Origin of the sequence: Brevibacterium sp. CFH 10365, assembly GCF_009299785.1 — a bacterium.
In the GTDB taxonomy this organism is placed as follows: domain Bacteria; phylum Actinomycetota; class Actinomycetes; order Actinomycetales; family Brevibacteriaceae; genus Brevibacterium; species Brevibacterium limosum.
In genome coordinates this window covers 572,887-587,451 of the sequence record NZ_VIGO01000002.1, presented here as the reverse complement: position 1 = coordinate 587,451, position 14,565 = coordinate 572,887, and the positions used below count along the sequence as shown (strand labels likewise).

Here is a 14,565-nt window from a genome sequence, read left to right as displayed (position 1 = left end):
TGAGCCACACCGTGAAAAATCGAGGCTAGCCACATCCTGCATAAACCTAGCCATTGCCAATGCCGCGAACACCACGGTCAAGTGCGCCTCGATTGCGTCCCTGGAGCGATGGAATATCGGTCTCGCCCGCAGATCGGTCTTCGACATCCGAAACGGCTGCTCCACATGCCACAGGTCGTGATCATTGCCGATCACCTCGACTGCCGGCATGATGAGCGCAGGAATTTTCGTGACGTATCCCTTATAGCCCGATAGCTTCATGGCCCGCCTATACGAGGACTCGTCGAAGGCCTTCTCCTCATTAGTGTCTTTGACGAACCTGGCCTTCTTCGCCGGTTTCTCACCCGCGAAGATCGCTAACGCACGATTGCGCTGCAGGTTCAGCGTCTGCTCATCACGCATCGCCCGTTTACGCCGGTACTGCCACACCACCCGCCACGAATCAGGATGCTCATCAGGTGTCCACACAGGTTCGCGCTTCCTCTTCACCCTCTCCGGGTCGAGTCGCTTGATGCCTTTCGGGGTGATCGTGTCGATGATCTGCCATCGTCGGCGTATTTGCCGTTCCACCGGAAATGAGTCGCCAGATCGTGTGGTGCCTTCTTCTGCCTGGACCCGACGATGAACCGCAGCCCAGCATCATCGAGCTCCTTCAAGTTCTTTGCCGAGAGCATGCCGGCATCAGCAGCCACGACCATATCCTCCACACTATGCCTGTCTTGGAAGGCTTTGATCACGGGAATGATCGTGTGCGTCTCTGCCTGCGATCCCTCGAAGCGCCCGATCTCGAGTGGGAACCCGGTCCGATCGACGAGGAGACCGACGACAATCTGCGGGTCGACGCGACGTTCTTTCGAGTACCCGACTCTGCGCAACTCGTCTTCCTTCTCAGCCTCGAAGTACAGGGTTGTCACGTCGTAGCGGAGGAGGCTGATTCCGGTGGTCGCGACGCTGTGATCCGAGCACTTCCCCGCAATGAGTGACCGATAGTCACGGTCTCTTGCTCGAGCCAGGCAGTTAAGGAACGTGTTGTGGTGGGGCGGGTCAATGCCGAGCTCAGCAAGGACGCGCAGGCTATCGGCTTTCTATGTCGGTTCAACCAGGCGCGCCAAGACGAGGTGGAAGAAAGCCTGGTCATTGACGACCTCGTCAAACTCCAGGCGCTTCCAGGATTCGGCGATCGCGTCGATGAGCACAGACGACCGCGATCCGACCACGGTTCTGGCGCGCGGTGGACTAGCCTCATCAGTCGGCAGACCCAGTTCGAGTTCGAGTTGTTCCGCGGCCCGATACTAGGCGAGTTTCTCTTAACCGGTTGCGAGCAGAACGGCCAGTTCTGCTGCGGTGTGGGCGGATCCGAGGTGTTCGAGGACGGTGACTTTCCCACGAACTTTCCGAACAGTTTGATCGCCTGTGGCCCCGGAGCCGTTGGTGACTTTCCGCAGGCGAGGCGACATGAACCTATCGTAGACAGCCCGTTAGTGCCCCAGAAACACGAACTTCAAGTCCGTGACCAGGAAGAACATCACCAATCTCTCTGAACTCTCAACTAGTTGTGGAAGCCAGGTCAGGGCCAAGAACTCACCGCTAAGGCATCAGGCCCAGTGCCGGTAATCTTTCGAGTAAGAGTTCCGCGCTATCAGGAGTTTCTGCGGGATAGCATCAACTTCGGTCGTCCCAGGTGAGGAGTTCATTGAGCGATCGGGGGCTGCCACGGTCTGTTGCTGAATGTGCGGGATAGATACGGGGTCTTAGTCCAGTCTGCGTTTCTGGACTCGAAGCCACCGGAATCGATATCTAGTGACTGGCTATGTCTGCGCCAAGCAATAGGATGATTGCAATGGGTTCATCCGACCCAGTTTCGTAGTTGTTTGGCAAAGGACACGAACACATGACTCCCACTACAGGTCAGGCGCAGCGCGCTGAACTCCACAAGACGATCTGGCGGATCGCCAACGACCTGCGCGGCAGCGTCGACGGGTGGGACTTCAAGAACTACGTGCTCGGCACGCTGTTCTACCGCTTCATCTCCGAGAACCTCACAGCCGGCCTCAACCGCGAAGAAGCTGAAGCCGGAGCTACAGGGTTCGACTACGCGGCTCTGTCCGACGACGAAGCTATCGACGCGAAGACTGACTTGGTCGCTGAGCGTGGCTACTATATCGCCCCATCGGAGCTGTTCGAGAACGTTCGTCGTGATGCCGAGGACAACCCGAACCTCAACGAGACGCTGGAGCAGGTCTTCAAGAACATCGAGGGATCAGCAAACGGTACTGAGAGCGAGGACGACCTCAAGGGTCTATTCGCTGACTTCGACGTCAACAGCGCAAAGCTCGGCGGCACCGTCGACAAGCGCAACAAAAAGCTCGCGAATCTCCTCAACGCGATCGGCGACCTGAACCTCGGATCGTTCGCCGATAACAAGATCGACCTGTTCGGCGACGCCTACGAGTTCCTCATGCAGATGTACGCCTCCCAGGCCGGCAAGTCCGGTGGCGAGTACTACACGCCGCAGGAAGTCTCCGAGATTCTCGCGAAGCTCACCATCGTCGGCAAGACCTCTGTGAACCGGGTCTATGACCCCGCCTGTGGATCCGGTTCCCTGCTGCTGAAGTTCGCCAAGGTTCTCGGTAAGGACAACGTTGGTGGGTTCTATGGTCAGGAAATCAACCTGACGACGTACAATCTCGCACGGATCAACATGTTCCTCCACGACGTTGGCTATGAAAAGTTCGACCTCGCTCACGGTGACACTTTGACGGATCCGCAGCATTGGGATGACGAGCCATTTGAGGCGATCGTGTCTAACCCGCCTTACTCCATCAAGTGGGAGGGCGATGCGAACCCGCTGTTGATCAACGATGAGCGGTTTGCCCCGGCTGGAGTGTTGGCACCGAAGTCGAAGGCCGACCTGGCATTTACCATGCACATTCTGTCGTGGCTGGCCGTCAACGGGACCGCAGCGATCGTTGAGTTCCCCGGCGTCCTCTACCGGGGTGGTGCGGAGAAGAAGATCCGCAAGTACCTCATCGACAACAACTACGTCGACGCGGTCATCCAGCTCCCGCCGGACCTGTTCTTCGGTACGACGATCGCGACGTGCATCATCGTGCTGAAGAAGTCCAAGACCAGCAACGATGTGCTGTTCATCGATGCGTCCGCGGAGTTTGAGCGTCAGGGCAACAAGAACAAGCTCACGCCGGCGCACCAGGACTCGATCCTCGACCTATTCACCCAGAGGGAGGATGTCGAGTACACGACGAAGATCGTCAGCAACGAAGACATCGGTGCCAACGACTACAACATCGCAGTGTCGTCGTACGTCGAGCAAGAGGATCTCCGCGAAGTCATCGACATCACCGAGCTCAACGCCGAGATCGCTAAGATTGTGACCCGCCAGCAAGAACTGCGCACATCGATCGACGAGATCGTCGCGGACCTGGAGGGCACGAAATGAGCCGCATCGACGACCTGATTGCTGAAAATTGTCCTGAAGGTGTGCGATCCTGTCCTCTGGGCGAGCTGGTGCGTATCAAGAATGGCAGCGACCACAAGCACTTAGCAGACGGCGAAGTTCCTGTTTACGGGAGCGGTGGAATCATGCGGCATGTCGATATTGCGGCAGCGGAAGGTCCCTCTGTGTTGATTCCGCGGAAAGGGTCATTAGGTAACCTCTTCTATGTTGACGAGCCTTTTTGGGTTGTCGACACTATATTCCGCACTGAAATTGATCAGACGTTGATAGAACCCAAATTTCTTTATCATCAGTTATTGACGATGAGGCTTGGCGAGATGAACCAGGCTGGCGGTGTTCCTAGTCAAACCCAAAGTGCTTTGAATAAGCTGCGTATCCCTGTGCCGCCGTTGGAGGTGCAGCGGGAGATCGTTCGCGTCCTAGATACGTTCACGGAGCTGGAGGCGGAGCTGGAGGCGGAGCTGGAGGCGGAGCTGGAGGCCCGACGCCAACAGTACGAATACTACCGCCGAGGACTGCTCGATTTTGGCCCAGATGTACAGTGGGTGACACTTAGCGATATAGCCGAATACACGAACGGGAAGGCGCACGAGAAGTTAGCTGACCCTGACGGCGTTATTCCGATGGTTACTGCACGTTTCATTTCCCGAAACGGCGAAGCGAACCGATTCGTGCGAAGCGAGGACGTACTGACTCCTGCGCTGGCTGGCGATTCTGCTCTTGTGTTGAGCGATCTGCCGAATGGACGGGCGCTGGCAAGAACTTTCTATGTGGAACACGATAATGCATATGCAATAAATCAGCGGATTGCGAGGCTGCGAGTTAAAGACTCTAATGTTGTATTGCCCAAGTTCTTGTTCTATTTCATGAATCGCAATCCGGGTTTGTTAGTTCATGATAATGGTAGCGACCAGACTCATCTAAGTAAGGGTCAAGTGACTGGTCTTAGGTTTCCCGTTCCACCAATCGTGGAACAGCAACGCATCGTAGATATTCTCGACAATTTCTATGCTCTCGTCAATGATCTGAATGTCGGTCTCCCAGCAGAGCTTGATGCTCGTCGGAAGCAGTACAAGTATTACCGAGACAAGCTGTTGACGTTCGATGAGGCTCCAGCATGACCAATGTTCCTCCGCGCAAGTACGACCCGATCGCCGTCTCCGCCGAGAGCACGGTCGTCGCCGAGTACGAGGCGGACCCGAACAGTGCTGAGTCCTACCAGTCCGAGGCCGCGCTCGAGAGCGAGTTCATCCGCCTCCTGCAGTCCCAGGCGTATGAGTACCTGACGGTCACGACAGAGGCAGAACTCGTCTCCAATCTGCGTCGGCAACTGGAAGTCCTGAACCACATCGAGTTCAGTGACGACGAATGGGAAAGGTTCTTCTCCCAGTGTGTGGCGGGGAAGAATGATGGCATAGCCGAGAAGACCGTCCGCATTCAAGAAGACCACGTTCAGGTGCTCACGCGCGATGACGGGTCGAGCAAGAACATCAGCCTGCTCGACAAGAAGAGCATCCACAACAACCGCCTGCAGGTGATCAACCAGTATGAAGTCGCTCAAGGCGGCAGCACCGGCGGCACCTATGCGAACCGGTACGACGTCACCGTCCTCGTCAACGGCCTGCCGATGGTCCACGTCGAGCTCAAGCGCCGGGGCGTGGACATCCGCGAGGCGTTCAACCAGATCGACCGCTACCAGCGCGACAGCTTCTGGGCCGGCTCCGGTCTGTTCGAGTACGTGCAGCTGTTCGTCATCAGCAACGGGACGCTGACGAAGTACTACTCGAACACGACTCGCAGCCAGCACCTCGATGAGAGCCAGAAGCCTGGGCGGAAGCGGAAGACGTCGAACAGCTTTGAGTTCACTTCATGGTGGGCCGACGGGACGAACAAGCCCATCCGGGAACTGACCGCGTTCGCGAAGACGTTCTTCGCCAAACACACCCTGTTGAACATCCTCACCCGGTACTGCGTGCTTACCGCCGACCGGCTCCTGCTGGCAATGCGGCCGTATCAGATCGTGGCGACAGAGCGGATCCTGCAGCGGATCGAGGTCGCGACGAACTACAAACGCCTCGGCACCGTCGACGCCGGAGGGTACGTGTGGCATACGACGGGGTCGGGCAAGACGCTGACGTCGTTCAAGACGGCCCAGATCGCCTCTCGGCTGTCGAGCGTGTCCAAGGTGCTGTTCGTCGTCGACCGCAAGGACTTGGACTATCAGACGATGCGGGAGTACGACCGGTTCGAGAAGGGTGCGGCGAACTCGAACAGCTCGACCGCGGTGCTGAAGCGCCAGTTGGAGGATCCGAGTGCGCGGATTATCATTACGACGATCCAGAAGCTCTCGACGTTCATCCGCGCCAACAAGGGCCACCCCGTGTATGACCAGCATGTGGTGATCATCTTCGATGAGTGCCACCGGTCCCAGTTCGGTGACATGCACACGGACATCACGCGGGCGTTCAAGCGCTACAACTTATTCGGGTTCACCGGCACACCGATCTTCGCTGCCAATGCCGGCAGTGGCGGGAACCCACAACTGAAGACGACAGAGCAGGCCTTCGGCGACAAGCTGCACACCTACACGATCGTCGACGCGATCACGGATAAGAACGTGCTGCCGTTCCGCATCGATTACGTCAACACGATCCGCGTCGGCACTGTCATCGACAAGCAGGTCTCCTCCATCGACACGGAGCAGGCACTATTGTCGCCTGCCCGGGTGGGCAAGATCGTCGACTACACGCTTGAGCACTTCGACCAGAAGACGAAACGGTCCTCGAGCTATGAGCACTCAGTCGTCACCAACGTGACCGCGCCCGCTCGGACCCGCCGCCAGGCCGAGGCATTGCGGGAACGCAAGCGGGTTCGCGGGTTCAACGCGCTTTTCGCGGTGGCCTCGATCGATGCCGCCCGCCGCTACTACCGCGAGTTCCAGGTTAAGCAACAGGACGTGCAGCCCGATCGTCGGCTGAAGATTGGGCTGATCTACTCCTACGGCTTCAACGACGCCCCGGACTCCGGTGACGGGATCCTCGACGACGAAGCCTTCGACACCGAAGGACTGGGCTCGGACGCCCGGAACTTCCTTGAGGGCGCGATTGCCGACTATAACGAGATGTTCGGAACGAGCTATGACACGAGTTCGGACAAGTTCCAGAACTACTACAAGGACCTCTCAATGCGGTTGAAGAACCGCGAGATCGACCTCGTCATCGTCGTGAACATGTTCCTCACCGGCTTCGACGCCACCACGTTGAACACGCTGTTCGTGGACAAGAACCTCCGCGCGCACGGGTTGATCCAGGCGTACTCACGGACCAACCGGATCCTGAACTCGGTGAAGACGTACGGCAACATTGTCGCATTCCGCAATCTCGAGGATGAGACGAACAAGGCGCTCGAGCTGTTCGGCAACAAGGACGCCCGTGGTGTTGTGCTGCTCAAACCGTATGGCGAGTACTACGGCGAGTACGCCGAGAAGGTCTCCGAGCTGCTGCAGGACTTCCCGCTGCATGAGCAGATAGTGGGGGAGGGGGCGCAGAAGCGGTTCATTGAGCTGTTCGGACAGATCCTGCGCTTGGAGAACATCCTCACGTCGTTCGACGACTTCGCAGGCCACGAGATGCTCACCGAGCGCCAGGGCCAGGACTACCGCAGCACCTACCTCGACCTGTACGCCGAGTTCCGATCGGACCGCGACGGGGAGAAGGAACTGATCAATGATGATGTTGTCTTCGAGATTGAGCTAATCAAGCAGGTCGAGATCAACGTCGACTACATTCTCATGCTCGTCGCCAAGTATCAGCAGGCCCACGGCAATGGCGAGGACAAGGAGATCCTGGCCGAGATCAACCGCGCAGTCGAGGCGAGCCCCACTTTGCGGAACAAGAAGGACCTCATCATCGACTTCGTCGACACCGTCTCGATGGAAGCCCAGCCGTCGGACCAGTGGACTGAGTACGTCCGTGAGCGTCAGGACCGCGAGCTCTCACAGATCATCACGGAGGAGAAGCTCCGCGAGAAGGAAGCCCGCGAGTTCGTGGACCGGTCCTTCGAACGCGGTCGTGTCCAGGAAGGTGGGACCGAACTGTCTCAGATTTTGCCGCCTACGAGGCGGTTCGGACAGAAAACGGGTGACTACAGTGGGAAGCGTCGACGTGTGCTGGACCGCCTTCAGGCCTTCTTCGAACGATTCTCGGCGCTGTAGGTGGCCTCTCGGCACGCTAAGCGGCGTCAGAACTAACAGGCAAGGACAGTCAGTAACTCGACTATCCTGAACACATGTTCTCGACGATGAGTTCACCGTGAGTGTCTGCGCGGTCGTGTGGTGTGACCGGGCTGCAGCGGCGAGGGGCCTGTGCGAGAGGTGCTATGCCAGATACAGGCGCGGGCTTAGTCCGATTGATACTCGGCGCTATACGACGCGGGAGACAAAGGAGCGAGTTCGGTTCGAAGCCACCGAACGTCGTAAGGCTGGTGAGGGTATCGCTGACATTGCAGTCTCGCTGCGCGTCAATGAATCGACGATGGGCAAATGGCTGCGGGAATGGGGAGTGCGGCCGACGACGGGAAAATACGGTCAGTCGCTTGCGCAGAACCAGTGGAAGCGGTGGACTCGCGAGGAGGCCGTGATCGCCTACACCCGCACCGATCTGTCGATCGCCAAGCGCGCCGAGCTCCTGAAGCGCTCATACACGGCTGTTGCGGGATTTATCCACGACTATCAGCAACGACCGAACGACCCGTACGGGATCAAGTAGCGCCGGTGGCTCAGCTCCTATGCATAGTGACCCGCCCGACGGTGACTGCACGGAAGCGATCGACGACCTCGGGCTCGTGCTCGTCGCGTTGTTGACGGCGCTGGGCAACGATGCCTGACTTAAAGAAGGAGACCTACACGATGACTGAGCCAATGGAGGCTTTCGAACACTGGTGCGAGGTGTGCGGCAAGACCGAAGTTCTGCCGTCCGAGGAGGCATACCGAACAAGGTGGGACTTCCCACCGCGCATGGGGCAGTGGGGTGTCATTAGTCCACGGACCTGCCGGACGTGTCCGATGAACCGCACCGTCTGGTGGGCTATGGCCATGGACGGTTACGACGCGAAGCAACTCGGTCCCGCGCAGAGGGAAGTGGCGGCACGGATCATGGCGGAACGACTCGACGGGTATGGCCATGCTGGATGACACAGCTGATGGCTGTTGCCATTACGTCGGCTGGAGGCGTGAGGGACTGCTGAAGGCCCGGCACAGGATCTGTCGCATCTGCATTCCTCGGCACAGTCGACAGCTCGGTTGCCTGCCGCCGAGCGAGTCCACAGGATTCGAGCCGACCGCTGGATTGGATACCCCAAAGCAATCGAGGCGGTGGCACGGTTGGAAACGCTATTGACATGGCCTCGAAAACAACGCATGCCCAATCTGCTGTTGGTGGGGCCGACGAACAACGGCAAGTCCATGATCATCGAAAGATTCCGCCGTCAACACCTACCGACGACTGAACCGGACCGTGAGAACATTCCTGTGCTGTGTGTGCAAATGCCTTCGGAGCCGTCCCCGTTGCGGTTCTATACTGCGATCCTCGCAGCCCTCGGTTCACCGTTGCGTCCGCGACCCCGTGTCATCGAACTCGAACGCCTCGCTCTCACCCTGCTGCGTGAGGTCGGAGTGCAGATTCTGGTGATCGATGAGTTACACAATGTGCTCGCCGGCCGCGGTGATGTCCGACGAGAGTTCTTAAATCTCTTACGCTTCCTCGGCAACGAACTACGAATTCCTCTCGTTGGCGTCGGTACCCGTGAGGCATACCTAGCAGTACGATCGGACGACCAGCTGGAGAATCGGTTCGAACCCTTCGTGCTGCCTGTGTGGGAGGTTGGCGAGGAAGCTCGATCGCTGTTGGCCAGCTTCGCGGCAGCATTTCCGCTGCGGCATCGATCAGTCATCTATACCGACGATATGGCACAGTACTTGCTGGCTCGCAGCGAGGGAACGATCGGCGAGCTTGCGCACCTGCTGACTGCGGCGGCGGTCGCCGCTGTCGAATCCGGCACCGAGTCGATCAATCATCGAACGTTGACCATGGCTGATTATGTTGGTCCAACGCAACGTCGGCGACTGTTTGAACGCGAGTTGATGTGACCTCTCGATGGCCAGCCCATCCCCGGCCGATAGTGGGTGAGGCTCTTACCTCATGGCTGTATCGCATCGCCCATCGGTACACGATCACCATTGATGACCTCGCCTTCGATCTTGGCCACTGCTTCACCCGTGATACGGATCTTGACTTGCACCCGCCGGAGGGGTTGGTTGAGCAACTGGCCGTCCGGACCGGAGTGAGCACGGAACGCATTCGCAGCATGAGCATCAGCGGGTACACCCCGTGGCTCTTGGACGATATCGCACCTGGCCCTGACACGTTCACTACCTACACCCGGCAACTGGCCGTCCTCTTGCCCGAGCGGAACCTACGCCGCCGGACGGTGGACTCGTGGAGAGCGTGGGTACCGCTCACTATTGATCGGCACTACCGATCCTGTCCACAGTGCGCGATCGATTCCGTGCCGCCTCGCCCCTATCTTGTTACGTGGTCGCTGCCGCTGATGCTCTCCTGCCCCTTTCACCATTGCTGGCTTGAGCGTCACGACGGCCCACCGGGATACTACGCGTGGCGTGAGCTATCGAGCGTTCCTGAACCGCAGGAGGCCCCGCCGGCAATCGGGCGAATGGATAACAGAACGTGGCAGGCACTAATTACCGGATTCGTCGACCTTCCACGACACCACATCCACGCCGGCGTCTGGTTTCGACTGCTCCGGACGCTCATCGACGAACTTGGAGCAACCATGAGTGATTGCGGTGCCGCGCAGCGACTGACCCGTAAAGTATGGGAACAGTCCGGGCACCGAATCCGAGCCGGCCAAGCAAAGTGGCAGCCCATCGAAACACTGACACCTAAGAAGCAAGAACAAACCCTTGAAGCCGCAGCGGTCGCGATGAGCCTCCTCGAAAACGGCAACCTGATCGGTCAGGGCCGCGAGGCCGGACTATTCCTTCCGGAGCCCGACGCCTCTATCGATCCACGGGAACCACAACCGAGGGAGGCACCTGCATGGCAACCGAAATCCCTTGGTCAAGCTCTTCATGATGCCGTTGAGGAAGCCAAGGCCAATCCTGATAGCGCACGACAGCTCTTTGACTTCATGACTCTCTACCGCCGCGACGATGAGTACATCGAACAAGTCCGGACCAATTTCGCCGAACTGGGTATCTATCTCGACGACTTGTCACATTAACTCTCGTCAGACCCGTCTGCGACACGTAGAATAAATAACGGGTTAAGTGACATTTTTCTGATATCGGCAGCGCAACAGTGTCAGTTTCAGAAGTCGTTTGCACGGTATTCAGAAGTCAACTGCACACCTGGAACGGTGACGACTTATCCGATTGGAAATCACACGAGGGTCCTCCGGCCGATCATGGGTGGACACTACAGCAATCACGGGAGAATCGATCCCGATCGAGGTCGCCCCTGGGGACGCGATCCTGGCCGGGTCGGTCAATGGCACAGGCACCAGCCCCTGCTGTGCCCGGCCCATCGCCCGGTCCTCCAGAGCATCGGCAACAGAGAACGGAAATGCGAACGCTGCTGCCTCTCCGACGTGGCCGAGCACGACAGCACCGATCGCGGCAATCGTCATCAACAGCCCCACACCCAAACGCCCGCGCCCGGTAGCTGCGAACTAATGCTTCAGCGTGCCGGGATAGATGACGATCTTCCGGCAAATTGAAGGAAGGTTTGAAGAAGTGGAGATTCCCGTCCCTCTCTGCTTCTACGTATCTGGCCGTGCCTTTTCGACCTCATCGGCATTGATCGACAGTGTGGAGGTGGGCTGCCTCCTCCACGAAAGAGACAACCCACCTCCATGTCTGCCGTCAGCCGCGTTCGGCCACGGTCGAGAGCCCTCCCATTCCTGGGACTACTTGGCTGGCGTGATTTCGTCTTCGACGACCCACTTATGGTTCGTCATCGTCATATCGCCCATATCAACGTCGACCATGTACACGGTTTCATCGGTCGAGTTGTCGATCGTGGCTTTCGCGCCCTTCATTCCGGGCATATGGTCGGCATTGATCGTCACCTTGGCACCGTCTTTCAAAGGAGCCTTGTCAGGGTTGTCGAGTTCTTCATGAACGACCCATTTGTGATCCTTCACGGGATCGCCACCACCGGTGGGGGTGTAGCTGACCGAATAGGTTGTGGTATCGAAGGCACCCGAAATTGTTGCCTTGGCCCCTTCCATGCCCGGCATGTGATCGGCCGTGAGAGTGACTTCATCACCCACGGCGTACTTTGGATCCGAGGCTTCCTTGATGCCCTCTGGTGGGTCGCCACCATCGGCGGCGTGCGCATGGCTTTCACTCGATGGGGACTCGACCTGTGTCTGCTCCTGGGACGGCTGCGCCCCTTCGTCCTCCTCGGGGCTGGAGCATCCAGACAATGCCAGAGCTGTCGCGGCTGCGATCGCCACGATGGATGTTATTGGTTGAAACGTTTTCATAATGCCTCTTCTTTGATTTCTGCGACTTTAACGAGCCGGGATGTTGAGATTCTGGACGCAATGCGCTTAAGGATGAAAGCTGTCTTCCATTCAGGGTTCATCCCCGTATCTTTATGGTCATGGACTTCCATCGGGGCGCCAGGGGCACGTGTCCCACACTGAGTGGCGACGCGTCAGGGTAAAGAACCGGACTGAATCGAGGCGCGCCAGATGAACTCGAATTGCCAGGTGGGTGCCCGGCTGAAGGCGAGTCAACGGTTTACGTCCTACTGATGGAAAGCTCGCCCGGTGAGGGAGAGGGTGGGTGATAGGCCATCGGCTGCAGCGGTGGGTGCGACGGGCGAGGTGCGTCGGCGAGCCAGCCGATGGACGACGGCGGTGGTATCGCCATTTGGTAGTAGGGAGAAACGGTGAGGCAACCCTCAGGGGACGTTGTATCAGCGGAGCAATGCCCGAAGTGACCTGCCAGGGGCGTGGGTACTGCGTCAGTGTTGTGTGATTCTGCGGTCCGGGGAGCTACGTCAAATCCTGCGACGCCCTGCTGCTGCGGTTCAGCGATATGAGACGAAAAAGCGGATCCAGGCGTCGACACGCTGACGACAGCACGAGTGTGAGCGGTTCCGGTCACGCACACCAGCACGGCCAGCACCAGGAGAAATACGATCATACGCGGCCGGACAAGCCCGAGACGGGCGAACGTGTGCGCGAGCAAGCGTCACCTCCTGTGGCCGAGCAAACATGCCAGTATGATCCGCCCGTGACAGGACGAAAAACGGTTGCGGGGCATGTAATGCGCCCGTGCCAATAATACCCCCGGGGCGTAGGTGGTGGGCAAATTGTTGGTATTCCTGCGTGCGGATTGGCGAGCAATAAGAGGTGTAGCCGCACATACGTAGGAGAACCGGTCTCATTCGCCAGTTCCAAAGAAGCTACTCTCCTATGTCAACGGCAATATCCGAGATCCGGTAGCGATCAGTGTCCGAGCGGCCGCGTTCACGTTTCGGGCATTTGGTCCGGCCCGGGCGTGGAACGCCTGTGGCGCAATTCGCCAAAAACGACCTGTTGTGCAGTTCCTGCGTCGGCATCGGCGTTAAATCAGCATCGGCCCCCCAAAAATCTGCCAGAAAAGGCCAGCGCCGATGCCGAGGGCCAAGCTGGTCACCGCCGCTACAGCAGCGGTCGCTGCAGGCCACCTCGCGGGCTCCGACGATGAGGGCGAAGTCGCTGAATCCGTGCCCATGGGCATGAACATCGGGCCGAACCACCTGAGGTAGTAGAAGAGGCTGAGCAGACTGTTGATCATCACCACAAGGGCGAGCCAGCCGTGGCCCCCATCCCAAGCAGCGGTGGCGGTGGTGAACTTACCGACGAATACCGCTAACGGTGGGATACCCACCAAGCCCAGCAATGACGCCAGCAGCGCCACCGCCAATCCAGGGCGAGTTCTGACCAAACCACGGTATGCAGACAGGTCACGGAACGTGGGAAGGGCAGCGGTGACGGCAAAGGCACCGATATTTGCAAGAGCATATGCGGCGAGGTAGAACAGCATCGAGGGCAGGGCGAGATCGCTGCGCCCGACGGACGAGATGGGAACGAGCAGGAATCCGACTTGGGCCACCGTCGACCAACCAAGAAGCCTGCGCGGGTCACGCTGCCAGTAGGCTGCGAGGTTGCCAAGAAACATTGAGGCCGTGGCCAGTATCGCCACGACGATCAACCAGGAGTCGTCTCCCACTGACACCGTGCTCACGAGTCGATAGAAGGCGATGAGTGCCCCGATTTTGGGCACGGTGGTGAGAAAGGCCGCTGCGGTAGCACCGGTGCCCTGCGCGGCGTCGGGCACCCAGAAATGAACGGGCACCCCACCTGCTTTGAAAAGTAGCCCGGCGAGCACACAGAACACACCGACACCCGCAGCAGCGGTAGGTTCCGCCTGCAGTGTCTGTGCCAGGCGCGCGTAGTCGGTGCCCCCGGTCAGTCCGTAGAGCACCGTAACTCCAAGCATGAGCATGATCCCGGACAGTGCTCCCAGGAAATAGGTTTTCATGGCGGCTTCGGCCCCGGCCGCCCTGCCAGTCAGCCCCACGATCGCGTAGAGAGGAATACTGGCCAGCAAAAATCCTATGATCAGAACGAGGAGATCGGTAGCACCTGCCAGGACCATCACACCGGTCGTGGCAAAGAGCAGCAAGGCGTAAGTATCCGATTCCCGAGGTGAGCCAGCGAGCTCGCCAGAGGCGACCCCCAGGACTAACAGGGTCGTCAGCGTAACAATCACTCGGGCAACCCCCGTAGCGGTGTCGACTGCAAAAGTGCCGGCGAACGCAGCTTGTGGCGGTCCCGTCATCACCAGTGCGGCTACGATCGCAGCACCGATCAGCGCTAAAGCAGCCACGGCACGGCTAACCCATTGCCGGTAGCGAGGCAGGAACGATCCGCCCAGCAGGACGACGAGACCACCAACAAAGAGGATGATCTCCGGAAGCAACAGTGTCGGGTGCATCTGCATCGACGCGTCCACT

At 58.8% G+C, this 14,565-nt stretch carries 9 protein-coding genes and 2 pseudogenes; 8 read left to right on the top strand and 3 right to left on the bottom strand.

Going from position 1 to position 14,565, the window contains the following annotated elements; genetic code table 11:
• Positions 1-1,049 (bottom strand): annotated as a pseudogene (locus FHG09_RS20355) (IS1634 family transposase); the annotation flags it as partial.
• On the opposite strand from FHG09_RS20355, the gene FHG09_RS19975 reads away from it, so the two are divergent.
• The 8 genes and pseudogenes from FHG09_RS19975 to FHG09_RS20350 all read left to right on the top strand — a co-directional run.
• Positions 1,035-1,541 carry a hypothetical protein gene (locus FHG09_RS19975; RefSeq protein WP_227492568.1) on the top strand — a complete coding sequence of 169 codons (507 nt, stop codon included), beginning with the start codon at positions 1,035-1,037 and terminating at the stop codon, positions 1,539-1,541. The pseudogene FHG09_RS20355 and the gene FHG09_RS19975 sit on opposite strands and share 15 nt — an antisense overlap.
• A gap of 350 nt (positions 1,542-1,891) precedes the next feature.
• Entirely contained in the window at positions 1,892-3,457 is a 1,566-nt protein-coding gene (locus tag FHG09_RS06180; protein ID WP_152346770.1) for a type I restriction-modification system subunit M, read from the top strand.
• Positions 3,454-4,596 carry a restriction endonuclease subunit S gene (locus FHG09_RS06175; RefSeq protein WP_152346769.1) on the top strand — a complete coding sequence of 381 codons (1,143 nt, stop codon included), beginning with the start codon at positions 3,454-3,456 and terminating at the stop codon, positions 4,594-4,596. The genes FHG09_RS06180 and FHG09_RS06175 overlap by 4 nt, the downstream gene beginning before the upstream one ends.
• Complete coding sequence (locus FHG09_RS06170) at positions 4,593-7,688, top strand: type I restriction endonuclease subunit R (protein WP_152346768.1); 3,096 nt, start codon at positions 4,593-4,595, stop codon at positions 7,686-7,688. Before FHG09_RS06175 ends, FHG09_RS06170 begins: the two co-directional genes overlap by 4 nt.
• A gap of 319 nt (positions 7,689-8,007) precedes the next feature.
• Positions 8,008-8,241, top strand: coding sequence for a hypothetical protein (locus tag FHG09_RS06165; protein WP_152346767.1), 234 nt, complete (start codon positions 8,008-8,010; stop codon positions 8,239-8,241).
• 494 nt (positions 8,242-8,735) lie between these two features.
• Positions 8,736-9,620, top strand: a complete 885-nt coding sequence (locus FHG09_RS06155; protein WP_152346765.1) for a TniB family NTP-binding protein — start codon at positions 8,736-8,738, stop codon at positions 9,618-9,620.
• Positions 9,617-10,774, top strand: coding sequence for a TniQ family protein (locus FHG09_RS06150; protein WP_152346764.1), 1,158 nt, complete (start codon positions 9,617-9,619; stop codon positions 10,772-10,774). Before FHG09_RS06155 ends, FHG09_RS06150 begins: the two co-directional genes overlap by 4 nt.
• A 172-nt stretch (positions 10,775-10,946) precedes the next feature.
• Positions 10,947-11,051 (top strand): annotated as a pseudogene (locus tag FHG09_RS20350) (hypothetical protein); the annotation flags it as partial.
• Positions 11,052-11,458: 407 nt separating this feature from the next.
• On the opposite strand, the gene FHG09_RS06140 reads toward FHG09_RS20350, so the two are convergent.
• Positions 11,459-12,040 carry a YdhK family protein gene (locus FHG09_RS06140; RefSeq protein ID WP_152346763.1) on the bottom strand — a complete coding sequence of 194 codons (582 nt, stop codon included), beginning with the start codon at positions 12,038-12,040 and terminating at the stop codon, positions 11,459-11,461.
• A 1,090-nt stretch (positions 12,041-13,130) separates the two neighbouring features.
• Positions 13,131-14,564 carry an NADH-quinone oxidoreductase subunit N gene (locus tag FHG09_RS06135; protein ID WP_227492567.1) on the bottom strand — a complete coding sequence of 478 codons (1,434 nt, stop codon included), beginning with the start codon at positions 14,562-14,564 and terminating at the stop codon, positions 13,131-13,133.
• Between the last annotated feature and the right edge of the window lies 1 nt (position 14,565).